The sequence below is a fragment of the Ruegeria sp. AL2 genome (genome assembly GCF_056540845.1).
The window spans coordinates 1-25,503 of the sequence record NZ_JBQFXM010000005.1 but is presented as its reverse complement, the minus strand read 5'-3'; the positions used below and the strand labels follow the sequence as shown (position 1 = coordinate 25,503).

At 58.5% G+C, this 25,503-nt stretch carries 32 protein-coding genes; 15 read left to right on the top strand and 17 right to left on the bottom strand.

The genetic code is table 11. The features are described 5' to 3' along the window. The first annotated feature begins 123 nt into the window (after positions 1-123). Positions 124-780, top strand: a complete 657-nt coding sequence (locus ACR0ID_RS08865) for an AbiU2 domain-containing protein (protein WP_480604916.1) — start codon at positions 124-126, stop codon at positions 778-780. A gap of 105 nt (positions 781-885) precedes the next feature. Here the strand turns inward: ACR0ID_RS08865 and ACR0ID_RS08860 are convergent, their stop codons facing one another. Next, positions 886-1,023 (bottom strand): hypothetical protein, encoded by a 138-nt coding sequence (locus tag ACR0ID_RS08860; RefSeq protein ID WP_480604914.1) that lies wholly within the window; start codon positions 1,021-1,023, stop codon positions 886-888. Between the two features lie 123 nt (positions 1,024-1,146). On the opposite strand from ACR0ID_RS08860, the gene ACR0ID_RS08855 reads away from it, so the two are divergent. Continuing rightward, positions 1,147-1,500, top strand: a complete 354-nt coding sequence (locus ACR0ID_RS08855; protein ID WP_480518951.1) for a hypothetical protein — start codon at positions 1,147-1,149, stop codon at positions 1,498-1,500. 116 nt (positions 1,501-1,616) lie between these two features. Here ACR0ID_RS08855 and ACR0ID_RS08850 read toward each other — a convergent pair whose 3' ends face one another. The 4 genes from ACR0ID_RS08850 to ACR0ID_RS08835 form a co-directional block, all read right to left on the bottom strand. Beyond that, complete coding sequence (locus ACR0ID_RS08850) at positions 1,617-2,381, bottom strand: hypothetical protein (RefSeq protein ID WP_480604912.1); 765 nt, start codon at positions 2,379-2,381, stop codon at positions 1,617-1,619. A gap of 438 nt (positions 2,382-2,819) precedes the next feature. Next, a complete protein-coding gene (locus ACR0ID_RS08845) occupies positions 2,820-3,236 on the bottom strand; it encodes a type II toxin-antitoxin system Phd/YefM family antitoxin (protein WP_480518955.1) in 417 nt (138 codons plus the stop codon). Between the two features lie 830 nt (positions 3,237-4,066). Next, complete coding sequence (locus ACR0ID_RS08840; protein WP_209505735.1) at positions 4,067-4,204, bottom strand: entericidin A/B family lipoprotein; 138 nt, start codon at positions 4,202-4,204, stop codon at positions 4,067-4,069. Between the two features lie 60 nt (positions 4,205-4,264). After that, on the bottom strand, positions 4,265-4,606 hold the full coding sequence (locus ACR0ID_RS08835) for an ArsR/SmtB family transcription factor (RefSeq protein WP_480604910.1): 342 nt from the start codon (positions 4,604-4,606) through the stop codon (positions 4,265-4,267). Positions 4,607-4,965: 359 nt separating this feature from the next. On the opposite strand from ACR0ID_RS08835, the gene ACR0ID_RS08830 reads away from it, so the two are divergent. The 6 genes from ACR0ID_RS08830 (at position 4,966) to ACR0ID_RS08805 (ending at position 8,850) form a co-directional block, all read left to right on the top strand. Further along, on the top strand, positions 4,966-5,598 hold the full coding sequence (locus ACR0ID_RS08830) for an ATP-dependent Clp protease proteolytic subunit (RefSeq protein WP_480473624.1): 633 nt from the start codon (positions 4,966-4,968) through the stop codon (positions 5,596-5,598). Positions 5,599-5,730: 132 nt separating this feature from the next. Further along, positions 5,731-6,999, top strand: coding sequence for an ATP-dependent Clp protease ATP-binding subunit ClpX (gene clpX / locus ACR0ID_RS08825; RefSeq protein ID WP_480473623.1), 1,269 nt, complete (start codon positions 5,731-5,733; stop codon positions 6,997-6,999). A gap of 195 nt (positions 7,000-7,194) precedes the next feature. Continuing rightward, positions 7,195-7,557: a RidA family protein gene (locus tag ACR0ID_RS08820; RefSeq protein WP_480604908.1), complete on the top strand. Its 363-nt coding sequence runs from the start codon at positions 7,195-7,197 to the stop codon at positions 7,555-7,557. 80 nt (positions 7,558-7,637) lie between these two features. Beyond that, positions 7,638-8,021: an NADH:ubiquinone oxidoreductase subunit NDUFA12 gene (locus ACR0ID_RS08815; RefSeq protein WP_209505745.1), complete on the top strand. Its 384-nt coding sequence runs from the start codon at positions 7,638-7,640 to the stop codon at positions 8,019-8,021. 11 nt (positions 8,022-8,032) lie between these two features. Next, the gene (gene mlaD / locus ACR0ID_RS08810) at positions 8,033-8,485 is read left to right on the top strand and encodes an outer membrane lipid asymmetry maintenance protein MlaD (protein ID WP_480507449.1); all 453 of its coding nucleotides are present in this window, start codon (positions 8,033-8,035) and stop codon (positions 8,483-8,485) included. After that, positions 8,482-8,850: a DUF2155 domain-containing protein gene (locus ACR0ID_RS08805; protein ID WP_480488407.1), complete on the top strand. Its 369-nt coding sequence runs from the start codon at positions 8,482-8,484 to the stop codon at positions 8,848-8,850. The genes mlaD and ACR0ID_RS08805 overlap by 4 nt, the downstream gene beginning before the upstream one ends. Here the strand turns inward: ACR0ID_RS08805 and aat are convergent. The 4 genes from aat to ACR0ID_RS08785 form a co-directional block, all read right to left on the bottom strand. Further along, on the bottom strand, positions 8,796-9,437 hold the full coding sequence (aat, locus tag ACR0ID_RS08800; RefSeq protein WP_480604906.1) for a leucyl/phenylalanyl-tRNA--protein transferase: 642 nt from the start codon (positions 9,435-9,437) through the stop codon (positions 8,796-8,798). The genes ACR0ID_RS08805 and aat overlap by 55 nt on opposite strands. Positions 9,438-9,485: 48 nt before the next feature. Beyond that, a complete protein-coding gene (accC, locus tag ACR0ID_RS08795) occupies positions 9,486-10,835 on the bottom strand; it encodes an acetyl-CoA carboxylase biotin carboxylase subunit (protein ID WP_480604904.1) in 1,350 nt (449 codons plus the stop codon). A gap of 9 nt (positions 10,836-10,844) precedes the next feature. Then, on the bottom strand, positions 10,845-11,339 hold the full coding sequence (accB, locus tag ACR0ID_RS08790; RefSeq protein WP_480604902.1) for an acetyl-CoA carboxylase biotin carboxyl carrier protein: 495 nt from the start codon (positions 11,337-11,339) through the stop codon (positions 10,845-10,847). A 151-nt stretch (positions 11,340-11,490) separates the two neighbouring features. Next, on the bottom strand, positions 11,491-12,027 hold the full coding sequence (locus tag ACR0ID_RS08785) for a LuxR C-terminal-related transcriptional regulator (protein WP_209505755.1): 537 nt from the start codon (positions 12,025-12,027) through the stop codon (positions 11,491-11,493). 209 nt (positions 12,028-12,236) lie between these two features. On the opposite strand from ACR0ID_RS08785, the gene ACR0ID_RS08780 reads away from it, so the two are divergent. The 5 genes from ACR0ID_RS08780 to ACR0ID_RS08760 all read left to right on the top strand — a co-directional run bounded on the left by ACR0ID_RS08780 (position 12,237) and on the right by ACR0ID_RS08760 (position 18,137). Then, on the top strand, positions 12,237-13,529 hold the full coding sequence (locus ACR0ID_RS08780; protein WP_480604900.1) for a helix-turn-helix domain-containing protein: 1,293 nt from the start codon (positions 12,237-12,239) through the stop codon (positions 13,527-13,529). A 77-nt stretch (positions 13,530-13,606) separates the two neighbouring features. Next, complete coding sequence (locus ACR0ID_RS08775) at positions 13,607-13,987, top strand: response regulator transcription factor (RefSeq protein WP_480473617.1); 381 nt, start codon at positions 13,607-13,609, stop codon at positions 13,985-13,987. Continuing rightward, positions 13,987-14,292, top strand: coding sequence for a hypothetical protein (locus ACR0ID_RS08770; protein ID WP_480518966.1), 306 nt, complete (start codon positions 13,987-13,989; stop codon positions 14,290-14,292). The genes ACR0ID_RS08775 and ACR0ID_RS08770 overlap by 1 nt, the downstream gene beginning before the upstream one ends. Next, complete coding sequence (locus tag ACR0ID_RS08765; protein WP_480604898.1) at positions 14,292-16,970, top strand: ATP-binding protein; 2,679 nt, start codon at positions 14,292-14,294, stop codon at positions 16,968-16,970. The genes ACR0ID_RS08770 and ACR0ID_RS08765 overlap by 1 nt, the downstream gene beginning before the upstream one ends. Before the next feature lie 78 nt (positions 16,971-17,048). Continuing rightward, complete coding sequence (locus ACR0ID_RS08760) at positions 17,049-18,137, top strand: FliM/FliN family flagellar motor switch protein (protein ID WP_480518970.1); 1,089 nt, start codon at positions 17,049-17,051, stop codon at positions 18,135-18,137. Positions 18,138-18,149: 12 nt separating this feature from the next. On the opposite strand, the gene ACR0ID_RS08755 is transcribed toward ACR0ID_RS08760, so the two are convergent. The 4 genes from ACR0ID_RS08755 to ACR0ID_RS08740 are packed head-to-tail and all read right to left on the bottom strand — an operon-like array spanning position 18,150 to position 20,351. Then, positions 18,150-18,581 (bottom strand): protein tyrosine phosphatase family protein, encoded by a 432-nt coding sequence (locus tag ACR0ID_RS08755; RefSeq protein ID WP_480604895.1) that lies wholly within the window; start codon positions 18,579-18,581, stop codon positions 18,150-18,152. Between the two features lie 9 nt (positions 18,582-18,590). Next, on the bottom strand, positions 18,591-19,025 hold the full coding sequence (locus ACR0ID_RS08750) for a DUF6691 family protein (RefSeq protein ID WP_480518974.1): 435 nt from the start codon (positions 19,023-19,025) through the stop codon (positions 18,591-18,593). Beyond that, positions 19,025-19,453 carry a YeeE/YedE family protein gene (locus tag ACR0ID_RS08745; RefSeq protein WP_480495067.1) on the bottom strand — a complete coding sequence of 143 codons (429 nt, stop codon included), beginning with the start codon at positions 19,451-19,453 and terminating at the stop codon, positions 19,025-19,027. The genes ACR0ID_RS08750 and ACR0ID_RS08745 overlap by 1 nt, the downstream gene beginning before the upstream one ends. A gap of 34 nt (positions 19,454-19,487) precedes the next feature. After that, positions 19,488-20,351, bottom strand: coding sequence for an MBL fold metallo-hydrolase (locus tag ACR0ID_RS08740; protein WP_480473612.1), 864 nt, complete (start codon positions 20,349-20,351; stop codon positions 19,488-19,490). A 244-nt stretch (positions 20,352-20,595) separates the two neighbouring features. Between ACR0ID_RS08740 and ACR0ID_RS08735 the strand changes: the two genes are divergently transcribed. After that, positions 20,596-20,811, top strand: coding sequence for a hypothetical protein (locus ACR0ID_RS08735; RefSeq protein WP_480473611.1), 216 nt, complete (start codon positions 20,596-20,598; stop codon positions 20,809-20,811). A 9-nt stretch (positions 20,812-20,820) separates the two neighbouring features. On the opposite strand, the gene ACR0ID_RS08730 is transcribed toward ACR0ID_RS08735, so the two are convergent. Continuing rightward, on the bottom strand, positions 20,821-21,039 hold the full coding sequence (locus tag ACR0ID_RS08730) for a hypothetical protein (protein WP_209505778.1): 219 nt from the start codon (positions 21,037-21,039) through the stop codon (positions 20,821-20,823). Between the two features lie 246 nt (positions 21,040-21,285). On the opposite strand from ACR0ID_RS08730, the gene ACR0ID_RS08725 reads away from it, so the two are divergent. Further along, the gene (locus tag ACR0ID_RS08725) at positions 21,286-21,549 is read left to right on the top strand and encodes a DUF2312 domain-containing protein (RefSeq protein WP_480604892.1); all 264 of its coding nucleotides are present in this window, start codon (positions 21,286-21,288) and stop codon (positions 21,547-21,549) included. 594 nt (positions 21,550-22,143) lie between these two features. On the opposite strand, the gene ACR0ID_RS08720 is transcribed toward ACR0ID_RS08725, so the two are convergent. Genes ACR0ID_RS08720 through ACR0ID_RS08710 form a run of 3 tightly spaced genes read right to left on the bottom strand, consistent with a single transcriptional unit; the run spans position 22,144 to position 25,284 of the window. Next, positions 22,144-23,154 carry a DUF2955 domain-containing protein gene (locus tag ACR0ID_RS08720; protein ID WP_480604890.1) on the bottom strand — a complete coding sequence of 337 codons (1,011 nt, stop codon included), beginning with the start codon at positions 23,152-23,154 and terminating at the stop codon, positions 22,144-22,146. Then, positions 23,144-24,208 carry an HlyD family secretion protein gene (locus ACR0ID_RS08715; RefSeq protein ID WP_480518978.1) on the bottom strand — a complete coding sequence of 355 codons (1,065 nt, stop codon included), beginning with the start codon at positions 24,206-24,208 and terminating at the stop codon, positions 23,144-23,146. The genes ACR0ID_RS08720 and ACR0ID_RS08715 overlap by 11 nt, the downstream gene beginning before the upstream one ends. Then, positions 24,205-25,284, bottom strand: a complete 1,080-nt coding sequence (locus ACR0ID_RS08710) for an AI-2E family transporter (RefSeq protein WP_480518980.1) — start codon at positions 25,282-25,284, stop codon at positions 24,205-24,207. The genes ACR0ID_RS08715 and ACR0ID_RS08710 overlap by 4 nt, the downstream gene beginning before the upstream one ends. Positions 25,285-25,503: the final 219 nt, after the last annotated feature.

Here is a 25,503-nt window from a genome sequence, read left to right as displayed (position 1 = left end):
GCGCAGCCAACTGCGTGCCGACAGGGTTGGGTTGTTGGTGAATCAACCGACTCTGCAACAGTCTTGACGTGCCGACTTGCGTGCATCCAATTCAAATATGAAATCAGTCTATGGGTTTGTACTGTGGAGCAGTTGGACAGAATACTTGAACGCCTGAATGCACAGCGCGGTCCTGGCATTCAATTCGCAACATTCCTTAGAGACATTGCTGATAACGAAAGCCGATGGGAGAAGTACGGCGGCAGTTATGCAGGAAACGTAGTGAATATGCAGATTGTGGCAGTAGAAAACTCACTGATCCTGCTGTGTAGTAGGCTTTGGGACCAGAGCAGAGACGCTGAGTCAGTACCAAATGCGATGCAACTGATCTTGGAGCTATGTCCGGCGATACTACGGCGAAGGAAGGCCGACTTAGATTCACTTATAGTCAGTTCTTGGGAAGAGAAGCAGCATCAAATGCTGGGCAAGATTTTGTCAGAATATCAAAGGCTGCTCAACTGCAGAACAAAGAACGTTTTGAGGGTAATGAGGTCTGAGAACTTGGCGCATCTGGTTGCCGAAAGCCGAGATCGAGCAAGGCTGTTTCCTGATGGTTTCGAAAAACACAAAGTCACTCGCTACGACCTATACGAGTTCTCAGAGGATTCATTGAAGCTGATCGAGAGGATGCGCCATTTGGTGCTAGGCGACGTATCCGACTACAATAGTTCTCGTGATCAATTTCTTAGTTACTGTAAGTCTTACTGGGAAAATATGCCTTGCTTCAAAGATTGCGAATAGTTGCCCATTTCGTCTCCCAACCCAAAAAACTGTTGTTTTTCTGACTAACAACGAATTCTACCCACCCGCCCGGCGGCACCGCCGGGCCGCGCCGACCCGCTCCCGTCAAACCGAAGGTTTGCCTCCGGCAAAACGGGCGGTGTGTTTGCGCCCCTCTTCGGTTCCATCGACCACCCGTAGGGCGGGCTTCAGCCCGCCAATCCACCACTCCCCCATTTCCCCGACCTCAAAACCAACGCGCATGGATTGGCTGCGTCCGGTGGCGGGCTGAAGCCCGCCCTACGGGGTGGTGTTCAAATTTCGGGAAAATGGCAAACAGTGATACACTCCCGGCATTCCAATCAATTGATAAACGGAGGGATTGCCATGGACGCGCAACTTCGGGCGCAATACGCCATCAGCCGGTTTCAAGACTACCACGTCATCATGCGCACCACGCTGTTCTGCTTTGTCGGTATCGCCGCCATCATCAGCTTTGCGCCCGACGGTTATGCGCTGGCTCAGGCCATTCTGGTCATCGCCACAACCGCCTACGGCATTCTGGCGGGCGGGGCCACTTTGGATGATCTGGTCAACCTGCGGTCTGATATCGACGGGGAATTCGCCAATACCCATTATGCCAAGGGGTTGCAGGACAGGAACACAAAAGGGTTGAAGCTGGTCTCTCACGCGCTGATTGGCCTGACCGGGCTGGTCCTGCTGATCGCAGCTTTTGCCTAGACCGTCGCGACATCCGTAGGGCGGGGTTGGTTTGGCGGTTGTACCTGCGCTTGCGCCGTTAGGGCTCTGGCCGTTTGGGGCCCTCAAATCTGCGGGTCAACCGTCTGACCCACACCTCACCCGCGCGGCACCAAATGCAACCATTGCATCGGAAAACCGCGACCCTCGGACAGGATCGGCCATTTGAAATCATCCCCCAACCGGATGATTTCATCCATCTCGGACGTGTCGCGCACGCTTCCGTCCACATAGGCGACATCAAAATACCCGGCGCAGAACGCTTCGATCGCTTTGAGTTTCGCATCGCCATCCTCCACCATCTGGGGGTGCAGTTCGATCAGGAATTCCGATCTGCGGAAATGCGTCAGAAAATCTTCGGTCAACAGGCGGAATTCGACGCCCTCGATATCGATCAGAAAGAAGATGTCCGCCGGGTCGGGGGCCACGCTTGCGATATTTGCAACCGTGTCCGTCAGCGCATCCCCAAATACCGTCACGCGGTCGCCCACGCCGTTATGTTCCGCCGTTTCGCGGATGACTTCCCGGCCTTTTGCCGAAACCTCAAAGCACACGCTTTTTTCGAACTGCCCCGCGGCCACCAGCCCGACGCCCCAAAAGCCGTCCGCCGCGCCGATATCCACCAGCACCGGCTTGTCCGAGTTGCTCAGCACCTTCAGGTTCTGCTGCTCATACAGGCCAAAGATTTTCGTGGCCGTATCCGAATGCCCACCCCAGAATGCGTTTTCGACAAAGCGAAACCCCTTCATCGGCCCGCACAGCACCTGTCCGCGGCTTTGTTCCAGCACGAACAGCGAAAACTCGTTGCGGAACCTGCGCACAATGCTCTTGAACTCTCGATGTTGTCGTTTTGGAAATCGCATGTTCTGTCTGGGGCTTTTCATGTTGGGTAGGACGCCCCCGGATGAGGGCAGTTGCCTGAAATCCCTGTTTAAGTTGAGGCGCGCGGTGTTGGAAGGAAAAACACAGTGCGCAATACCGGGCAGGGTGGGGTTTTCTTCTTGTCCACCTTTCCCGCGCATGAACCCTTGATGAAGTTTCCTTCAGACAGGTTGCAACCGCCGCGCGCGTATCCAATCTCAGTCACAGGCCACCACGGCCCGCATCCCAAAGGAGGGTGCCGATCATCAGATCAGAGATTTCCGTAGCCTGCGCACCGGGACTGTTTTCGACCCCGTTCCGGCCCGTCAGGTGAACCGAAGCGTTTCCGGCCCGGTCGGGTTGTTAAGGGGTATGAGCCGCCATTGCTCACGGATTGCGGCGGAGGGGGTGTTGGTACCACCGCCGGGCCGGAACGCTTCTCAGAAACGGAACCAGCGTCTCCATCGTGCGGAGGCAGGCCGGGCGGCCAGTTCACCGCCTGCGACAGGATCCAGACCGCCCCGCGCCAGAATGCGGCGTTCCTCGGCGCGGGTCATCTGGATCTCGCGGACCTTCAGCGCGGCCTCGCGTGCGGTGACATAGCGGCCGTCCGGTCCCGGTTCCATACCGGGGATGTTGCGCCCCTTCGACCACATCCCCCGCAGCCCCGACAGCGGGTGTTTCCACCCGATCTCCTCATCATCCTGCAACTGCCAGATCCGGTTGGCCTCGGTCATCGAGACCAGCGCGGCCAGCGGCTTGCCGTGCCGGGTCAGGATGATCACCTCGCGCGGGTCCTGGGCGCGGGTGATCAGCGGCCCCAGATGGGCGCGGGCGTAGGAAATGGTGCAGCGCATCGGCGAATCTCCGTCTGTACGATTCGTAAGATTGGAGGTCCGAGCGTTGTACAAATCGCACAATTTTGGCCTAACGGACCGCGCGGAGCGTTTTGCACCCGCAGCATCGCAGGAATTTCGGGCGCCGGGGTCACGTCCGGTTTTTTCCGCCCTCAACCCTTCGCGGGATCGGGGATTCTGGGGTTATCCACAAAATTCTCCCGCCGGATATCAACATCTTATCCCCGTCTAATTTTCATGCTGCAGTGCTATTTTCTTGTCGGATGCAGGGCGTGGTGCAACAGTCATCTCACCGCACAGGGTCTTCGGAACCGGGGCGGGACGCAAAGGCCAAGGGGGTCTGAGCAGAGGAAGGCGGATCTTAGGATTTGCATTTAACTGCAAAGGCTTACCGGTTGGTGATCAGCCAGATATGGGTCTCGGACCCAGGTCGGGTGGCCATCTTCTCAAACGGTCGATGCATGTCGCGATGGACCTTAGGGGACAAAGCGGCGGCTGCAGTCTCTCAGGGGGCTGGGGCGACTGGATCGGAGTGCTCCTCGGGGTGCGTCGACCCGGTAAGGCGTCAGGGCGTATCCGTAAGGGTACATGCAAAGACCGCGTCTGCGCACCTGACGCCTTTTCTTATGCCGAAATTCGGTTTCATACAGGCTACCACTCACCCCTGCCGAACGGGAACGGGGCTCTTCTGCGTGCGCGAAAGAGCCCCGATTTAGTGTCAGATATGCAATGCCGCGTCTATGCACCTGTAGGGCTAGACTACTGCGTGTGGGCGCAATCTTCAACCATATATTGCGTTAGAGTCCGGGTTGCCCGCAAGATAAGCGCGTTTACAGGCTTTCCTGCACGTCCGAAGCTGCGTTCTGGATTGCATCCCCGGCCTTTTCGATATCTTTACCCGCGCCTTTGGCGGTTTCGCAGGCGGTCAGTGCAAACAGGCTCAGGCCAATCAGAATTACGCGGATCATGTGTGTCTCCTCAGTGCTCGATACGGATTCGGTAGCACCTTTCTCGACACCAAGCCAGAGCTAGCCTTTGTCCTCACCGCAGAACAGCTCGTACACCACTTCAAGCATCCGGCGCGGGCGGTCATCGGCCAACCGGTAGAAGATGGTTTTGCCCTCTCTGCGCGGTATCACAAGCCCCTCCAGACGCAGGCGGGAAAGCTGTTGCGAAACAGCGGCTTGTCTGGCGGACAACAGCTCTTCCAACTCGGTGACAGATTTCTCACCGGAGACCAGGTGACACAGGATCATCAGCCGGCCTTCGTGACTGATTGCCTTGAGGAAGTTGGACGCGCGTGTCGCATTATCGACCATATGATCCAGGTCGTGTTGCGACATGTCCTGGGACAGCTGTGGAAGTGCCATCGAATGTGTTCCTTGTGAACCCGTTGACCGGGCGTAGTTTCCGTTACGTAAAGCTCGTCGCCTGCGAGCCCCTTCAGTACATGTTTCGATCAATTATTGCTATATGTATGAATCAAAAAACCGTGATCAGAAAAGGGGAACCCGCAGCCGTTTTTCCCGCAGCCCCTTGTGCAGGGCGCAATCACGGATGTGGTGGTACTGCGAGGCAGCGGCAGGTGTGGCAATCTTATTGGCGTTGGTCCACATTCGTTCCGTGTTCTCACCGACACCCCCTTGCAGCCCCCCGGAGCCAACACTAAGACTCAGGTAACACTTGTTGGGATAATGTCCCGATCCACAGCAAAACAGGCAGGTTGCGAATGTTCGATCCCGTAGATACCTACATGAATACGCTTGTCCCCATGGTCGTTGAGCAGACCAGCCGGGGCGAGCGCGCTTATGATATTTTCTCCCGCCTTCTGAAAGAGCGGATCATTTTCATCAACGGCCCGATTCACGATGGCATGAGCCATCTGATCGTGGCCCAGCTGCTGCACCTTGAAGCGGAAAACCCCAAAAAGGAAATCTCGATCTACATCAACTCGCCCGGTGGCGTTGTGACCAGCGGTTTGTCGATTTACGATACAATGCAGTATATCAAGCCGAAATGTTCCACTTTGGTGATCGGTCAGGCCGCCTCGATGGGATCGGTTCTGCTGGCCGGTGGCGAGAAAGGGATGCGCTTTTCGCTGCCCAACAGCCGGATCATGGTGCACCAGCCCAGCGGCGGATATCAGGGCCAGGCCAGTGATATCATGATCCACGCGGCCGAGACGCAAAAACTCAAGGATCGCCTTTATGATATCTATGTACGTCATACCGGGCAGACGAAAAAAGCAGTTGAAAAAGCGCTGGACCGTGACAATTTCATGAGCCCGGAAGAGGCCAAGGAATGGGGCCACATCGACGAGATCGTGGAAAACCGCGCAAAAACGGACGCGGATGAGGTCTGAGTTCCGGAGCCTGCGTTACCGGCACAGGAACCATTTTGAGATTGTAGCGGCCAAAACGCTGGCCTAAGCTGCACGAACAGGCGAAAACGCATCCCCGCCGGGGGTGCTGGGATGAGGCCCGAAAGGTAGATCATGGCGACGAATTCAGGCGGTGACGGGAAAAACACGCTCTACTGCAGCTTCTGCGGCAAAAGCCAGCATGAGGTGCGTAAGCTGATCGCAGGCCCGACCGTTTTCATCTGTGATGAATGTGTCGAACTTTGCATGGACATCATCCGCGAAGAGACCAAGGCCAGCGGGCTGAAGTCTTCGGACGGCGTTCCGACGCCCAAGGATATCTGTGAGGTGCTGGACGATTACGTGATCGGCCAGTCCACCGCAAAACGCGTCCTGTCGGTTGCGGTCCACAACCACTACAAACGTCTGAACCACGCCCAGAAGGCGGGCAATGATATCGAACTGGCGAAATCCAATATTCTGCTGATCGGCCCCACCGGCTGTGGCAAGACGCTGCTTGCGCAGACACTGGCCCGGATACTGGATGTTCCCTTTACCATGGCCGATGCCACCACGCTGACCGAAGCCGGTTACGTGGGCGAGGATGTTGAAAACATCATTCTCAAGCTTTTGCAGGCCAGCGAATACAATGTCGAACGCGCGCAGCGCGGCATCGTCTATATCGACGAAGTCGACAAGATCACCCGCAAATCCGAGAACCCGTCGATCACGCGCGACGTGTCCGGTGAGGGCGTGCAGCAGGCGCTGCTGAAACTGATGGAAGGCACCGTGGCCAGCGTTCCGCCGCAGGGCGGCCGCAAACACCCGCAGCAGGAGTTCCTGCAGGTGGACACCACGAACATCCTGTTCATCTGTGGCGGTGCTTTTGCGGGTCTGGACAGGATCATTGCACAACGCGGCAAGGGCTCGGCCATGGGCTTTGGTGCCGATGTGCGTGACAATGACGAGCGCGGCGTGGGCGAGATCTTCAAGGATCTGGAACCCGAAGATCTGTTGAAATTCGGGCTGATCCCTGAATTCGTGGGCCGTCTGCCGGTTCTGGCAACGCTTGAGGATCTGGACGAAGAAGCGCTGGTCACCATCCTGACCAAGCCAAAGAACGCGCTGGTCAAGCAATACCAGCGCCTGTTTGAGCTGGAAGATGTTGAGCTGGGCTTCACCGATGACGCGCTGAAGGCAATTGCCAAGAAGGCCATCGAGCGCAAGACCGGTGCACGCGGCCTGCGGTCTATTCTCGAGGATATCCTGCTGGACACCATGTTCGAACTGCCGGGCATGAAAAATGTCAGCGAGGTTGTGGTGAACGAAGAGGCGGTAATGTCCGACGCGCAGCCGCTGTTCATCTATGCCGATGCGGCCAAGGAATCGGCCTCGGCGGGTTGAGGCCGGTCTTTTCGCGGCGGCGGTGGGACTTCAGTTGAACAGGTTCAGGGGGCTCTGCCCCCGCTGCCCTTCGGGCATCTCCCCCGGGATATTTATAGCCAGATGAAGCTGGGGGATCCGTCGCTCGCACGCGCAGGCATGCGCGGTCAGGCGGCGGGAACTTAGCAAGTTTTCGAACGACAAAGGTGACAGGTTATGACTGTGAAACGCATTTCTTCGGGCGGTGAGTTTGAGGCGAAAGTCGGCTATTGCCGCGCGGTGGTTGCGGGTGGCTGGGTTCATGTCGCCGGGACCGTCGGGCAGGGCGAGGACGTGGTGGCGCAATGCCGGTCTGCGCTGGACATCATCGGCAAGGCGTTGGCTGAGGCGGGTGCGGGTTTTGAAGATGTGGTTCGGGTCACCTACATGTTGCCGGACCGCAATGAATTCGCGCCGTGCTGGCCGGTTCTGGCCGAGACGTTTGGTGCCAACCCACCGGCTGCGACGATGATCGAATGCGGTTTGATTGATCCGAAGTACCGGATCGAGATCGAAGTGACCGCCTTCCTGCCGCAGTGACGCTGGAAGCCCAAGGGGCACTGGACCTTGGCGAGCCTTTGGTCCATACCTTCTCTCGACCGAAATGCCGGAGGCAGCCGATGGGAATCCTGAACAGTCTTTTACGAGCCGTGACCTGGTGGAACGGGTCAACACTGAACACGCAGCTCTATACGGCGCGCAAGGGTGTGAAAGTGGGCGAAGACAATGAAGGCAATGTGTTTTATCGCACCGCCGACGACAGCAGGCGCTGGGTGATTTTCAATGGCGAGGCCGAAGCCAGCCGGGTTGACCCGGAATGGCACGGCTGGTTGCACCGCACCTGGGACGAACCCCCGACCGACAAACCGCTGCCGCACAAAGCCTGGGAAAAACCGCATCAGGAGAACCTGACAGGTACGGCGCTGGCCTATGCGCCTGCCGGGTCGCTGCGGCGGGCCCAGCCGGTTGAGCGCAGGGATTACGAGGCCTGGAGCCCGGAATAAACGAGGCGAAGATGTCGACCCATAACTGGACCGAAGTTGTTGTCGGAGGCGTCGTATTGGCCGGTGCCCTTGCTTTTGGTGTTTATGCCAGCCAATCGACCGGCCTGTCGCAAGGTGCTGCGGGCTATGAGCTGGGCGCCTCGTTCCGGTCGCTGGAAGGGGTTGGCGTCGGCACGGATGTCCGTCTTGCCGGCGTGAAAATCGGCACCGTTACCGGGGTCAAGCTGAACCCGGACACCTATCGTGCCGACACGACTTTCTCTGTTGCCGAAGGCGTTCTTGTACCCGATGACAGCGCCATCGTGATCTCGTCCGAAGGGCTGTTGGGTGGAAACTTTGTCGAAGTCATGCCCGGCGGTTCGCCCTTCTTTTTTGAACCCGGAGACGAGATTCAGGATACCCAGGGTGCGGTCAGCCTAATCTCGCTGCTGGTCAAGTTCGTAGCCGGAGATGGCGGCGAATGATGCGCGCCGCCCTGATTGCCCTGTTGCTGGCTGGAACCGGCGCCGCCGCGCAGCAGAAAGTCAACTCTGGCCCCGGCGCCATGCTGCGCGGGCTCGACAAAGTCAGTGGCCAGACGGTTGATATCGAATTGCAGACAGGTCAGACCGAAGCTGTGTTCGGGCTGGATGTGGCGCTGGGGGATTGCCGGTATCCGGTGGATAACCCGACAGGCGATGCCTTCGCCTATCTGACCATTTGGGAAACGGGCAAAGCGGATCAGCTGTTTGATGGCTGGATGATCGCGACCTCTCCAGCGCTGAATGCGCTGGATCACGCGCGGTATGACGTTTGGGTCATCCGCTGTATCACACCTTCTGCGGACTGAGTGATCGGCGCGGCAAAGTCGGCGCTCTGGTTCAGGGCTTCTTCCAGTTCTTTCTTGTAAGCACCACGCAGGATTTCGATCGCCCCAAGGGACGCCAGATGCGCGGTCAGGAACTGCGTGTCAAACAGGTGAAAGCCGGTTTGCCGCAGCCGGTCCACAAGATAGGCGAGCGCGATTTTCGAGGCATCCGTGCGACGCGAAAACATGCTTTCGCCAAAAAACGCGGCCCCCAGCGTCACGCCATATACGCCGCCCACCAGCGCCGCTCCGTCCCAGACTTCCAGTGAATGCGCATAGCCTGATTGATGCAGCTGGCGATAAAGGGCGTGCAGTTCCGCGTTGATCCAGGTGTCGGACCGGTCAGCGCACCCGTCGACGACGCCGGAAAAATCCCGGTTGATTGAAATCCCGAACCCGCAGTTCCGGATGCGGCGGGCCAGACTGCGCGAGATGTGGAACCCGTCCAGCGGAAATATCCCGCGAAACTTGGGGTCAACCCAGAACAGTTCAGGATCGTCGCGGTGTTCGGCCATCGGGAAAATACCGATGGAATACCCGTGCAACAGCAGTTCGGGGGTCAGGCTCATGCCGGTGATAGGGCGACCAGAGGGCGCGGGCCCTCTGGTACCTGGACCTTATTTTTCCATGTTCTCCGCAAGCCAGCGCTCCAGCCAGTGGATGTTGTATGCGCCGCTGTGCAGATCGGGCTCCTGCAACAGGGCGTGGAACAGGGGCACGGTGGTGTCGATGCCGTCTACGATCAGCTCCCCCAAAGCCCGCTTCAGGCGCGCCAGCGCTTCGTTGCGGTCGCGGCCGTGCACGATCAGCTTGGCAATCAGCGAGTCGTAATAAGGCGGGATCGAATAGCCGTCATACAGCGCCGAATCCATCCGCACGCCCAGACCGCCCGGCGCGTGATAGGCCGTGATCTTGCCCGGGCAGGGTGAAAACTTCGGCAGCTTCTCTGCGTTGATCCGGACCTCGATGGCGTGACCGTTGATCTTCAGATCGTCCTGACCGAATGACATCGGCTCACCTGCGGCAACAAGAATTTGTTCGCGCACCAGATCGACGTCAAAGATGCCCTCGGTCACCGGGTGTTCCACCTGCAGGCGGGTGTTCATCTCGATGAAATAGAACTCGCCCTTTTCATACAGGAACTCGATGGTGCCCGCGCCGATATAGTTGATCTTGGCCACCGCGTCGGCGCAGATCTTGCCGATCCGGGCACGCTCTTCGGCGGTGATGCAGGGGCCGGGGGCCTCTTCAAAGACCTTCTGGTGACGGCGCTGCAACGAACAATCGCGCTCGCCCAGATGCACCGCATTGCCCTTGCCGTCGCCAAAGACCTGAATCTCGATATGGCGCGGCGTGGTCAGGTATTTCTCGATATAGACCTCGTCATTGCCAAAGGCGGCCTTGCCTTCGGCGCGTGCGGTCATAAAGGCGCTTTCCATCTCGTCCGCGTTCATCGCGACTTTCATGCCGCGCCCACCGCCGCCAGCGGTGGCTTTGATGATGACGGGATAGCCGAATTCCTCACCGATGCGTTTGGCGTCGGCCAGCGCGGGAACGCCACCGTCCGAGCCGGGAACACAAGGCACACCCAGCGCCTTCATCGTGTCCTTGGCGGTGATCTTGTCGCCCATGACGCGGATATGTTCCGCGGTGGGGCCGATGAACGTGATGCCATGATCTTCGACGATCTGCACGAACTCGGCGTTTTCGGACAAAAAGCCATAGCCGGGATGGATCGCCTGCGCGCCGGTAATCTCACAGGCCGAGATGATGGCGGGCACCGACAGATAGCTTTGCGGGCTGGGCGGGGGGCCGATGCACACCGATTCGTCCGCCATGCGCACATGCATCGCGTCGCTGTCGGCGGTTGAGTGGACGGCAACCGTCTTTATCCCCATCTCGCGTGCGGCGCGGATGACGCGCAGGGCGATCTCGCCTCGGTTGGCTATCAGGATCTTGTCGAACATGGGCCCGCCTTACTCGATGATAACCAGAGGGGTGCCGAACTCAACAGCGTCGCCATCGCCCACCAGCACGCGCTTGATGGTGCCTGATTTGGGGGCGTGGATGTGGTTCATGGTCTTCATCGCTTCGACGATCAGCAGCGTGTCGCCTTCGGACACTGTCGCGCCGACGGAAATGAAAGCGGGCGCTCCGGGTTCCGGCTGCATATAGACCGTGCCCACCATAGGCGAGGTGACAGCGCCCGGATGGCTGGCCGGATCTTCGGCGGCAGCAGGGGCCGCCGCGGGGGCCGCAGCCGGTGCCGCAACGGAGGCGGGCGCTGCTGCAGGAACAGCCATCTGAACCGGAGCGGCCACGGTCTGTGTCATACGGCTGACGCGCACGTTCAGGCTGTCTTCTTCGCCATATTCGCGTTTGACCTGCAACTCGGTCAGATCGTTTTCGCGCAGCAACTCGGCCAGAGCCTTGATGAATGCCACATCCGCTTCGTGTTTGGTGTCTGTCATGAGTATCCTCGACGGTTCCCCTTTGGCCCGTCTGTTTCTTGCGGGCTCTGATCAAATTACGCAGGGTTATAGGCTAAGCGGCGGTGCATGAAAAGCGCCGACTCGCACCATCTGGCATGCGTTTCACGCGTAATTTAAAGGGTCGGACAGGTCACAGGGGCATCCCCGATAATTTGGCGACCAGTTCAGACAGCTTTCGTGCGCCGAATTTTTCAAGCAAACGGGCGCGGTAAGCTTCGATTGTGCGGTAACTCAGTCCCAGCTCTGCTCCGATCTCCTTGGCCGACAGGCCACGGCAGGACAGGATGGCCACTTCGCGTTCACGGATGGTCAGTTCAACCAGCGGTCGTTCCTCGGATATGTCGGAAAAGCTCCAGATGCCGTGGCGGAACGGGTCGTCGGGCGTCAGCGACCGACCCCGGGCGCGGCACCAGAACAGGTCCCCGCTGCGGCGGCGCATGACACGCTCATCCGTGTAGTACCCGGTGCCGCGCATCACCTGCAGGCTGCGCTCACCGATCCTCTCCCAATCAGCGACCGAAGGGTAAAGGTGCAACAGCGGCATGTTGCGATAGTCGTTTTCTTCTCCGCCAAAGGTGCGGGCAAATTGCAGGTTGCAGCGCCGGATGATCCGGTTTTCCAGCTCAACAAGCCCGATCGGCGCATATTCAAAGGCGGGGTCGCTCATGTGTGTATGGTGCCGGGAAAGCGCGCGGAAATGAAGGGGGGATGCGATGTCTTGCGCCAGATTGACGCCCGAAACCGAAGGCTTGGTCTGCGCCAAGTTGTGAAAGTTGTAAATTCCAGTTGAAAAGAAATGGTTAACCTCCGGAAACAGATGCTATAATCTGAAAACGAATGTGAATTCCGCCGGATCTGAATTCAGGGAAAGTAGACATGCGCGACACGTTGACAGGCAGCCGCATTCGCGAAAGACGCCAGATTGCCGGACTGCGGCAGGCGGAACTGGCGCGGCAGGCCGGCGTATCGGCGTCTTATCTGAACCTGATCGAACATAATCGCCGCAGGATCGGGGGCAAGTTGCTGGTCGATATCGCGGCGGCGCTGGGCGTTGAACCTTCGGTCCTGACACAAGGGATCGAGGCAACTCTGGTTTCCGCCCTGCGTGAAGCGGCCGAAGAAGCGGTCGGGCAACAGGCCGAGGTTGACGGGCTTGAGGAGTTTGCCGGTCGTTTTCCCGGCTGGGCCGGTGTTCTGGCGCAGATGCATCGCCGTGTCGTGTCTTTGGAGCGGAACGTCGAAACCCTGTCCGACCGCCTTACGCACGACCCGCAACTGGCCGCGTCGATGCACGAGGTTCTGTCAACCGCCGCAGCCATACGCTCGACCGCCGCGATCCTTGCGGATACGCAAGATATCGAGGCCGAATGGCGCGAGCGTTTCCACAAGAACCTGCATCAGGATGCCGAACGGCTGGCAGGCAGTTCCAAGGCGCTGGTGACCTTCCTCGACGAAAGCGACTCGGCAGTTGATCCACGTGCCGTTCCCCTGGAAGAGGTCGAAGCCTTCTTTGAAACCCGCGGCTACACGATTTCCGAACTGGAAGACGGTGGCGATGTGGACGCGGTTGACCTGAGCGGGCTCAATACCTCGGCGGCGCGCACCGTCGCGCGCGAAGTTCTCAGAATCTATCGCGCAGACGCGCAGGCCCTGCCGCTGGAGGCCGTCAAAGCGGTTGTTCAACAGGGTGATCCGAACCCCATCGAACTGGCGCAGCGGTTCTCGGTTGATTTTGCCACCGTCCTCAGGCGGCTGGCTTTTCTGCCGGATGGCATCCTGTCACAACCGGTTGGCATGGTGCTGTGCGACGCGTCCGGAAGTATCCTGTTTCTCAAACCGATTCAGGGGTTTACCTTGCCCCGGCATGGCGATGTCTGCCCACTTTGGCCGCTGTTCACAGCCCTCAGCCGTCCGCTGGTGCCGGTGCGCAAGCAGGTCGTCCTGACCGGCAGGTCCTCGGCCCTGTTCGACTGCGTTGCCTATGCCTGGCCGCATGCAGTGTCGGGATACGATCAGGACCCGGCCTATCGCTCGGTCATGGTGGTGCGCCCTGTCAGGGACCCGTCAGACACGGTGCCGGTCACTCAGGTGGGGCCGAATTGCCGTGTCTGCCCAAACCGCGATTGCAAAGCCCGGCGCGAGCCGTCGATTTTGAGCGAAGGTTTTTGACACGTTCATGACAGACCGCTTAATCTGGCGGGAACCGGTCCCGGGATGGAAGGCCGGTTATGGGAGGAATTGAACATATGAGCCGAAAGGTTCTGCTGATTGAGGACGAACCGAACATCGCCGAGGCTATCCGGTTCCTGCTGTCGCGCGAGGGATGGCAGGTCGAAACGCATGGCGATGGAACGGATGCGGTTCAGGTGATCCAGGGGGCGCAGCCCGATCTGGTCATTCTGGATGTCATGCTGCCGGGCAAGAACGGTATGGATATCCTTCGGGAACTCAGAAAAATGGAGGAACTGGCAGGCTTGCCGGTTCTGATGCTGACCGCACGGGGTCAGTCGCGCGACCGGGAAATGGCCGAAAACGCAGGCGTCAGCCGCTTCATGACCAAACCGTTTTCCAATGCCGAAGTTCTGACGGCCGTGCGTGACCTTCACGCGCAGGCGACGCGCATTTGATGTCCGGCGAGGGCAACAAGACCAAACCACCGGGCGCACGCCCTTCGCTTTTTCTGGAACGTCAAAGCTATCGTCGTCACAGGTTGACGGATGCCGCCCGGATTTTGCCCTTTCTGGGCGCGGCTCTACTGGCCCTTCCGTTATTGTGGCCGGATCGGTCTGGCGGGGATGCGGCGGTGCCCTTGTCCTCGGCGATGTATTACATATTCCTCTGCTGGGGCGCGCTGATCCTGGCCGGGTTTGTCTTTGGGCTGGCCGCCCGCCGCATGGCCGCGCGTGAAGGATCGGACACGGGCGCTGAGTGATGGCCACCATAAATATTCTGATTCTGGTTTGCCTTGGCTATGTCGTGTTCCTGTTCGCGGTGGCCTTCGCCGCGGATCGCATGGCTGCGGCCGGGCGTGGCAAATGGTTGCGTTCGCCCGTGATCTACACTTTGTCCCTGTCGATCTATTGCACTGCCTGGACGTTTTATGGCGCGGTGGGCAACGCCGCGCGGTCGGGGCTGGAGTTTGTCACCATCTACCTCGGTCCGACGCTGGTGATGGTCGGCTGGTGGTGGGGGCTGCGCAAGCTGGTGCGCGTCGGGCGCAGCCAGCGGGTCACCTCGATCGCCGACCTGCTGTCGTCCCGGTATGGCAAGTCGAACACGCTGGCGGTCTGCGTGACCATTCTGGCGGTGCTAGGCGGCACGCCCTATATCGCACTGCAACTGCAGTCGATTACCCTGTCCTTCTCGATCTTTGCCGAGGCTGACCCGTCAGGCCTCTACCGCGAAGGGTCCAGCGTGTTTTGGGTCGCGGCTGGTCTGGCCGTGTTTGCCATCCTGTTCGGCACCCGCAATCTGGACGTGAACGAACGTCACCATGGCGTGGTCACGGCCATCGCGGTCGAAGCCGTTGTCAAACTGTTTGCGCTGATCGCCGTGGGCGTTTTCGTGGTGTGGGGGATCGCGGGCGGCATTGGCCCGATGATGGACCGGATCGACGCCTCGGAAATCGGCCAGTGGAACGTCGATGCCGGACGTTGGGCGACGTTCATCTTTCTGTCCGCCGCCGCCTTTATCTGCCTGCCCCGGATGTTTCAGGTGATGGTGGTGGAAAACGATGACGAAGGCCATCTCAGAACCGCTGCCTGGGCTTTCCCGCTCTACCTGCTGTTCATGAGCCTGTTTGTCGTGCCCATCGCCGTAGTCGGTCTCGACCTGCTGCCCCAGGGTGCCAACCCAGACCTGTTCGTGCTGACCGTGCCGCTGTCCCAAGGCAATGACTGGCTGGCAATGCTGTCCTTCATCGGCGGGTTTTCCTCGGCAACCTCGATGGTCATCGTCAGTGCGATGGCCCTGTCGACAATGGTGTCGAACCATGTGGTCATGCCCATCTGGCTGAACACGCAGGAAGGCACCGGCTCGGTATCGGGCGATGTGCGCAACATTGTTCTTATGGCACGCCGAGTTTCCATTGCCGCCATCATTGCGCTGGGCTTTTTCTACTACCGGCTGTCCGGTGGCGGTGCGGCGCTGGCCTCGATCGGGTTGATCGCCTTTGCCGGTATCTCGCAGATTCTGCCAGCGTTGGTTGGGGGGCTGTTCTGGCGCAGGGCGACCCGGACCGGGGCGCTGATCGGGCTGACCGTCGGCTTTGTGCTGTGGATTTACACCCTGCTGCTGCCGGGAATGGGCGGGGCGTGGATGCCCGAAACCGTGCTGCAAAACGGCTTGTTCGGTCTCGGCTGGCTGCGCCCTCATGCCCTGTTCGGGATCGAGGGGATCGATCCGATGGTGCATACGGTGATGTGGTCCTTGTCCCTGAATACGCTTGCCTTCTGCGTCGCGTCCCTGCTCAGCTTTCCCAGCCCGTTGGAACGGTTGCAAGGGGCGCAGTTCGTCAACGTCTTCGATCACTCGGTCGCGCCGCGCGGTTGGTCCGGGTCAGTGGCGCAAAGCGAAGACCTGATGATCATGACGCAGCGCATTCTGGGCACCGGCCCCACACAGGAGTTCTTTCAGGCCGAGGCGCAAAAACAGGGTGGCCGTTCGCACCTGCCAGAGCCGACGCCGGGCTTTCTCAACCGTCTGGAACGCGAGCTCAGTGGCTCGGTCGGCGCGGCCATGGCCCATGCGATGATCGGCCAGATCGTGGGCGGATCGTCGGTCTCGGTCGAGGATCTGCTGGCCGTGGCCGACGAATCCGCGCAATTGCTGGAATATTCCGGCCAGCTCGAAGAAAAGTCCTCTGAACTCAGCCGAACCGCACGCCAGCTGCGCGAGGCCAACGCCAAGCTCACCCAGATTTCTGAACAGAAGGACAGCTTCCTGAGCCAGGTCAGTCATGAATTGCGCACACCGATGACCTCGATCAGGGCGTTTTCGGAAATCATGCGCGACACCGATGGCCTCAGCCGCCAGGAGCAGACCCGCTATGCCGCGATCATTCATGACGAAGCCCTGCGCCTGACCCGGCTGCTCGATGATCTGCTGGATCTGAGCGTGCTGGAAAACGGGCAGGTCAGCCTCAATCTCAGTGATGACAGCCTGCGCTCGGTTCTGGACCGCGCCGTGCCAAGCGCTCTGGCCGGGGCGGACCGAAAGATCACCGTCCGCCGGACCCGCACGGCCGAACGTATCTTTCTGCATACGGATCTGGATCGGTTGGGGCAGGTGTTCATCAACCTGATCTCGAACGCGCAGAAATATTGCGACGCGGACGATCCGGTGCTGGTCATTTCCGCCCATGATGTCGGCGGCCGGGTCATCGTCGACTTCATCGACAATGGCAGCGGCATCCCACCGGGTGCGCGCTCGATGGTGTTTGAAAAATTTGCCCGCGTGGGCGGCGACAAAGCTGGCGGAGCGGGGCTTGGTCTGGCCATCTGCCGCGAAATCATGCAGCGGCTGGGGGGAGAGATCACCTATCTGCCGGGGCAGGGCGGCGCGGCCTTCCGGATTAGCCTGCCACAGGCCTATCAGCAGGCGGCGCAGTGACGCGGCCATAAAGAACTTGGTAACGCCCGCGGGTGTAAACCGGTTGCCAGGTGCTGGAACAATTGGTGATCGGGCGTCATGTCACAAGATGTCAATGCCGCGTTGGCGCGCAAACTGTCCGTCGGGCAAAAGGATCTGGGGGATCGCCCGCGTTCGGTTCTGCGGGCGCTGCGCCTTGGGTTCGCGCGGGCTGCGGGCGACCGGCTGAACCTGCCGCTTGCGGTTATCGGGGCAAAACAATCCAGCCAGTCGCAGGACGTGCCGGGGGACGCGGCGGGGCAGGATTGGCTGCTGCTGGTGTTTGACGGCCCTGAAGGCCGCGCCGCGGCCTGTCTGAACCCGAATGTGGTCTCGGCCATTGTTCAGGCCCAGACCATTGGTCAGGTTCTGCCCGGTGACCCCGGCGCACGCACGTTCACGGATACGGACGCCGCCATCGTGGCTCCCTTGATCGAAGCCGCGTTGACCGGTTCCGCCGCGTTGTTCGACGCCTCATCGGATCAGATTTGCCTTGCGGGGCTGGAATATTCTTTTCGCGCCAAGGATTTGCGCACCCTGTCGCTGGCGATGACGGAAGAGGTGTATCGCATTTTCGAACTGACCGTCGATCTGGCGAACGGAGAGCAGCAGGGTCGCATCTCGGTTTTTCTGCCAGAACATCCTGCCGTCTCGGATGTGGCAGAAGATACCGGGGAAAAGGCTGATCTGCGCATGGATCAGTGTTCGGGCGTGATGCGGGCGGAACTGACCGCCGCGCTGTGCCGCATGTCTCTGTCCCTGTCCGACCTGTCCGGAATGCGGATCGGGGACATTCTGCCGTTGCGCGGGGCGCGTCTGGACAGGACCGAGGTTCTGACGATCGACCGGACACGCGCCGGTATCGGTCGCCTTGGGCAATGCGGTGGTCTCCGGGCCGTGCGGTTGAATGAAACCGCTGCATTGCCAGCCCTGACTGGTTCTGACGCGCAGGACTTCATCGCCAGCAAAAGTGGAACACCACCGCAAGATCACCCGGTTGAACCGGCTGTGCATGATGCGCACGCCCAGACCGTCCCGGCCGGGGTGTCAGATCTCACAGATAGCGATCTGATCGTGAACGATTCAGAACGGATGGTCGCGGAAATCACGCAGCTGGCGGGGCTGGCGCCCCCGGAGTCCGCCAGCTAGGTTAAGGGGCACCTAGCCGCCATTGTCGCGCATCTGTTCCAGCATGGGGCGCAGATTGTCCAACTGATACCCGGCTTTGCCGGTCGCACTCAGGATGTCGTCCGTGCTCATGTGGTCGCACTGGCCCAGCGCCCAGACAACCGAACACCGCGTGCCCGAGGCACAATAGGCCAGAACAGGACCTCTGCCGTTTTCCGCCATGTCGCGCTGCCGCTTCACGTTCTCAGGTGTCATCGTCTGGTGGGTCAGCTCCAGCACCTCATATTCCATACCGGCGGCCCGCACCGCTTCGCCGATCGCATCGGATTGCATGGCCGGGGGAACTTCGGCATTGGGCCGGTTGCAGATCACCTTGGCAAAGCCAGCCTCGGCGATGGCCGGAACATCCTCGACCGTGATCTGCGGCGAGACAGCATAGCGGGGGGTAATCTGACGAATCTCCATGCCAATTCCTTAGGCCGCGTTTGCCGCCCTGTCCAGCTGCGCGCCCAGCGGTGGTGCCACGAACATCCCAGCCGCCATTGCAACCAGAAAGACCAGCCCGCCCAGCCCGCCATAGCTCAGCGAGGCCATTGCCGGTCCGGGGCACAGCCCGGCCAATCCCCAGCCCATCCCGAACAGAACCGAACCCACGATCAGCCTGCGATCAACCTCGGGCTTGGCAGGGGGTGGAAAGGCTCCGCCGGTCAGGGCGTTTTGGCGACCTGTAGTCATCCGCCATGCCACAAGCATCGGCAGAATGGCACCGGCCATCACAAAGGCCAGCGTCGGATCCCAGTTGCCAAACACATCCAGCCAGCCCTGAACTTTTGTGGTGTCCGTCATGCCCGAAATCAGCAACCCGGCACCGAACAGTGATCCGGCGATCAACGCAATGATAAGACGCATCAGATCACTCCCATCACATGACGCAGCAGCACAAGGGTCACGCCCCCGGCAAGGATATAGAAAACGGTGGCCACGATGCCGCGCAGCGAGAACCGAGAGATCCCGCACACCCCGTGCCCCGAGGTACAGCCATTGGCGATCCGTGTACCGATACCGACCAGCAGCCCGGCCAGAATGACAACACCCAGATTGCTGGTAAGATGCGTCTGAGCCTCGGGCAGGATCAACGGGCGCAGAAGAAGGGGCATTCCGACAAGCCCCGCAATAAAGGCCAGCTTTTCGGCCATGCTCCCCTTGGCGCTGCCATCGACAAGGCCGCCCAGAATGCCGCTTGCGCCCATGATCCTGCCATTGCCCAGCAGGTAAACCGCCCCGGCCAGACCGATCACCAGACCGCCGCACAGCCCCCAGATCCACTCTATATTCATGTGGGAATTCCCTTTGTGATTTGTTGTTCCCGCGTCACAGCTTGTTGACCGGCAGTTTCAGGAAAACATCGCCCTGTTCATCCGCCGGAGGCATCTGACCGGCCCGCATGTTGACCTGCAAAGACGGCAGGATCAGCCGCGGCATGGCCAGCGTGGCGTCCCGCGCGTCGCGCATCTCCACGAATTCTTCGATGCTGCGCCCCTGTCCGATATGGACGTTCAGCGCCTTTTGTTCACCTACCGTTGTCTCCCACGCGTATTCGTCGCGGCCCGGAGCCTTGTAATCATGCCCGACATAGATGCGGGTGTTGTCCGGCAGCGACAGTATCTTCTGGATCGACTGGAACAGCGTAGCCGACGATCCTCCGGGGAAATCACAACGTGCGGTACCAAAATCGGGCATGAACAGTGTGTCACCGACAAATGCGGCGTCGCCAATCACATAGGTCATGCAAGCCGGTGTGTGACCCGGCGTATGCAGCACGTCGCCCCGCATCTGGCCGATGTGAAAACTGTCGCCTTCCTTGAACAGCGCATCAAACTGGCTGCCATCGCGCTGAAACTCGGTTCCTTCGTTGAAAACCTTGCCGAACGTGTCCTGCACGGTGACGATCTGATCGCCAATCCCGATCTTGCCGCCCAGCTCCTGTTGCAGATAGGGGGCCGCCGACAGGTGATCGGCATGGACATGGCTTTCCAGAATCCACTCGACCTTAAGGTCCTGCGCGCGCACAAAATCGATGATCTTGTCCGCCGAGGTTGTCGACGTCCGCCCTGAGGCATGGTCGAAATCCAGCACGCTGTCGATGATGGCGCAGGCCCGCCCCTGAGGTTCATGAACCACATAGGAAACCGTGAAGGTCTGCTCGTCAAAAAACGCTTTCACTTTCGGTGTCATGATCTTCTCCGTTTCGGTCACGCATATCATATATGTGAATTGGAATGTGATGCAATATCGAACCTGCATTTGATGCCGGTCAAAGCAACCGCTGAAATCCTGGCTTAATCTTTAGCCTATCCGCGTCAGATTGCCGAAACTTCGACCATGGCAGGCAATTTCCCGCACAAGGTTGCGATATTATCTGCGGGTCGCAATCCCGTTACGTATATTGGGGATACTGGCGCCACTTGGGAGGATGGTTATGACACCGACTGGTCTTTATTCCGAAGCCGAGCAGCTTGAACGTAAGCTTGTAAACGCGGGTCTGGAAACGCGTTTGGCGCTTCAGCCGAGTGTAAGTAAGGTTGTTGACCGAATGCGGCAGCAGGGGATGGAGGTGCCTTCGCGCTTGCGTCGTCTGGATGCGGCCTTGTGCGAAGACGCGATTGAAGCGCAGTTTGATAACTTGCCGGTGTGAACCGGATGGTCATCCAAGGGATATCCCGAGGATGACCAGCATCAATCCAAGCACGGACAGAAACAGCGAGGCCAGGTTCCAGGGCAGGACCCCCTGAACCACCGCGCGCAGCTCGTCATCCGACAGACCGGCCTTGCGTGCCCGCATCACGCGAAGAATGCACCAGACCAGACCGGCAAGCCCGGCCACAGACAGGGCCGCACCGCCCCAGGTGATGAATTCAAACATGGTTCCCCGCATATCCTCGTGAACTGATCACGCGCTTAACGGATCGGTTGGGGTCATACAAGTGCGCCGGCCCAATGGGTGCTTGCGACCCGGGCGGCAGCACTGTATCCGGCATTCCACACCAGGGTTTCAGCCTCTGGAACAGGCGCGTCAGGCAGGTGCCCCAGATGATCGGGCCACCGCCGTTCACTGCCAACAACAGGCTGTCCACTTCTGGTTGCAGGTCCATAACCGGGAACAAAAAAGATGAGCATGTCTGAAGAAGCAGAAGCAAATTACAAGGTCACCGCGGGCGAGCTGCGCCAGTTTGTGGAACGTATCGAGCGCCTTGAGATGGATAAGAAAGACATCGCCGACCAGATCAAAGAGGTCTACGCCGAAAGCAAGTCGCGCGGTTATGACGTAAAGGCCCTGCGCAGCATCATTTCCCTCAGAAAAAGGGACAAGGATGACATCGCCGAGCAAGAGGCCGTTATCGAAATGTACAAAGAAGCGCTGGGCATGACCTAAGCCCGACCGCCACGAAAAACGCTCCGCCGCAGTCCATCCCCTGGTCTGCGTAGCGGAGAAATATCAGGGTCAGACTCCCCTGTTCCGGGGCCTTCAACCGCAGCTATCATTTCATTTTGCGTGGTCGGTTTCGTCCGACGCCAAGTGATCAGAGCAGTCGCGCGATCCCGCAGGCACTGCACTTGACGCCTCCGGGCTGTATCGAACCGCCCATAAACTAAACTCGAACCACTATAGCCTCTGAAACGCCTATGGCCAAAGGCGCCGACCCGCGTGATGAACCTGATCGGAACACCCGCATTGATTGCCGCAATGAAGGCATAGGCGGTTTCTACGGCCGGAAAACCAGCCGCCGCACCGGTCCCATCAACTTGGACGGGCCAAAACAGCCACTAAGGTCATTTTGCAACCGAAACTGAGAAATCTAGGGAAAACTCCGCGCCAAAACTCAAATCCTCAGAAACAGACAGAATACTGCGCGTTTCCACACAGCCTCCGGACAATGCAGACGTCTTTCGACTCGGATGAATTAAATAAAAGTGGTCAAGCTGGGAACTCTACTTGATTCAGAACCATACCACTTGGCAACTAACTTCATTGAGTTGCGTGGCGCTCTTTTTCCGGCCAGAATTCATCCACAACGACATATGCGATAATTACAAAGAAGGCGGCACTAGCAACTTGTAATACTCGAGTGATGCTCTTGACGTCAGCCTCGTCTGAAAACGGTGCAACAGACCCACCATACACAATCAGAGCCGTTGTAATAGCAGAGCCGGCGGCAGCTGCGAGCGGGACTTGAGATTTTCCAAGTGCTCCGAGGGTCAGACAGAAGAAAAAACATAGCAGAACGGGTGTCAGAATAACCGGAGCTATTACGTTTATTTCATAGCATATGATGGATACTGCCGCCCCAAGAAGGTTTGCCGTCAGCATAGCTTTTGCAACGGTTTTGCCTGCGGCAGGCATAGCCGCAAGTTGCTGGCTCAGCAGAGCGACAAAAAACAGAACCAGCAATGCGGACGCTCCGGAAATAAAGAACGCCATAGCAAACGGAACTGTTACAAGCGACATCCTGACAATTCGGCGATGGGGGTCGAAGTCCGGCGACGTTGCTGCCTTCTTTTGAGCCGCCGTTTGAGGTTCAGCGGGTATCAACACGAACATCAGCGTCGATATGAAGCCTGCAAAAAGCAGGTTCAACGGTATCCAATACACGAGCACCAAAGCCAGATTCTGAGATTGCAGAACCAGGTTTGGAATCATCAAGGCCCCCATGAGGGCGATGACACCCGGCAATACTCCGGCACCAGAAACTGACCAAATGAACGACAGGATTATTCCAATGGCCACGAGGATGAGGAACACAAGAGGATATGGCGAGAAGATTGACGAGACCAGGAAGGAAATGAACATCAATCCAATTGAAAAGACAAACAACTTAGCAAATGCTGCCAAAGGCAAAGCGGCAGGCGCTTGAAGAAAAAGGGCAGTGAAAACCGCCCCGACGACGGCGAGTGGCCACCCGAGAAACAGGCCCAATGTAAATACACCGGTAACACCTAGCGCAAGCCGGGTGACAGAGCGCCGGTCCTCAGTACGCATAGGACAGAATTGATACCACACGGATGTAGGTACGGCCCACGAGGTTCAGCAACGAGTTGTCACTAAGATACATAATCACATCGGCCTGCCCGTTCAGTTGGAAACGAAGATCATCTTCAGCACTACCAGCTTCATAGCCGGGCAAGATAATCCTGACCGGGAACCTTTCCGGCTCACGCAAAAATCCCTTTGTGCTTGGTGGGCTAGCCAATTTTCCGGGTTCATCACCGCCACTCAAAGACACAGCAGCACTGAAGCTCTCAATGACGCCCGTAACAATTTGACCGGGATGCATATCCAACACTACATCAACCGGAGACCCCACCGAAGCTCTTCCCAAGTTGTTCTCGGTAAAGTACGCCTCGATCCAAATGTCGGTTGCATCCAGAAATGTCAGAAGATCTTGGCCGGATCTCGCATACGTTCCGGGGGCTATCAGCAGATTCGAGATTATACCTGTCGCCGGAGCACGCAGTTCAGTCCATTCAAGGTTTAGTTCTGCATCCGCCAAGGCCGCCAACGCGCGCTGGATTTTCGGGTTATCAATCCCGTCAACACCAAGCCGCTGCTTCGCCTTTTCAAGATCTGCTTTTGCGTTCTCAAAGTTCGCCTCGGACTGTGCCAGTTGCCCTCGGGCATCATCGGCCTTTGAGACGGCAATCAACCCTTTCTTTTCAAGCGCAAACACACGCTCCGTCTGCAGACGCATGGTGTCGAGATCACTCTGCGCCCTTGCCAGTTTGGCTTGCGCGCCGCTTACTTCCGCTGACGACGCTCCCACTTCCTGAGTGGCTGCCTCGAGATCGGCTTCGGCTTTGTCGCGATCAATTTCGTAAGGTCTGGCATCAATCCGAACTAGAACGTCTCCTGCCGAAACGACCTGACCGTTTTCAACAAGAACCTCGGTCACCGTCCCAGTGACCTGCGGAACGATCTGGGTCGCCACGGCCTTTACTCTGGCGTTCCCGGTGAAAGGTGTCTTGCGGTCAGCGACCAGATACCAGACGAGAAAGATGAGAATGACAGCCAATGTAGACCAGATCGTTTTCCTCATTTCGCCACTCCTTCAGCGGCGTTTTCGGTGCCCGGTGAGGCGTCGATCCAGACTTTGAACAACTCATAGAAGACAGCAAACAAAACGGGGCCCATGAAAATGCCGATTAAGCCATAGGCCATCATGCCTCCTAGCACCCCGATGAGGATCACAAGCATGGGCGTATCAAGGCCTTTTGAGATAAATACGGGCCGCAGGAAGCTGTCCATAATTGTTACGGGAATCGCCAGTATGGTGAAGATCAAAGCTGCACCTCCGGACATGGAACTCCATGCGTAGATGATAACAGGCAAAAGAACCAAGCCGGGTCCAATCTGGATGATCGAGAGGATCAGGCAGATGAACGCCAGCGTGGCGGCCGAGCCAATCCCGAACAGCACCAACAATACCCAAACGACCACCGCTTGAATCGCTGCAACGCCGATTACACCCTTTGTTACATTACGGATCGTTGCCCCCGCCAATGTTACGAATTCACCGCCACGCGGCGCAAATACACGGTTTGCAAAGTGCTGAAGGCCCTGAACCAGATTCGGCCCTGGGCTAAACAAAGCCCCCATTATCAATACCGACAATGCAAGGCCGAGAAGTCCAATTCCGATCCCCAGCACCTTTCCAAATAAGGATTTAGTGATCTCAAGAATCTGGGCGCCGTATTTTGCAAGCGCACCGTCCAGATTCCGTTCGAACATTCCCCAGACATCGGCAATTTTTCCTCCGACTAGCGGTAGTTCCTTGATACCTTCGGGCGCTGGGGGGATTTTCAATTCACCCCTGTCTGCTTGTTCCGCGAATTCAGACCCAAGTTCTGCGGCACCAGACACCGCAGTTGCGACTGGCCCGAGGGTCAGAACAAGACCCATCAAAACCAAGATCGTCGCTGTAAGCTTCTTTCGGCCTCCTAACTTGGACTGCATCCAATTAAATACCGGGTAAAGCGCCACACAGAGGATCGTTGCCCAGATAACTACGCTTGCAAGCGGGGCCACCATGACCAGAGCGCTGTAAAGGAATAGTCCGAGAAAGAGCAATCGTATCGCCAGATCGACAATCTTCGCGTCCTGGGTCTTTTCCATTCCATCCCTCCACTAGCTGTTTTCTGAACATTACACTCAAAAAGCAAAATATGTATATATGTTTTAGTTTTATGCGTCCGCCTATCAGCTTGAAGACACAAGTTAATCTGGGGCGCGGCCTGAGGTGCCTAGGGTCAGGATGCATTGATTTCCAACGCGCTGCGTGATTCACGGCTCGGAAAACGGAGCGGTGTCATGAGCGATCTTTACTGGCTGACC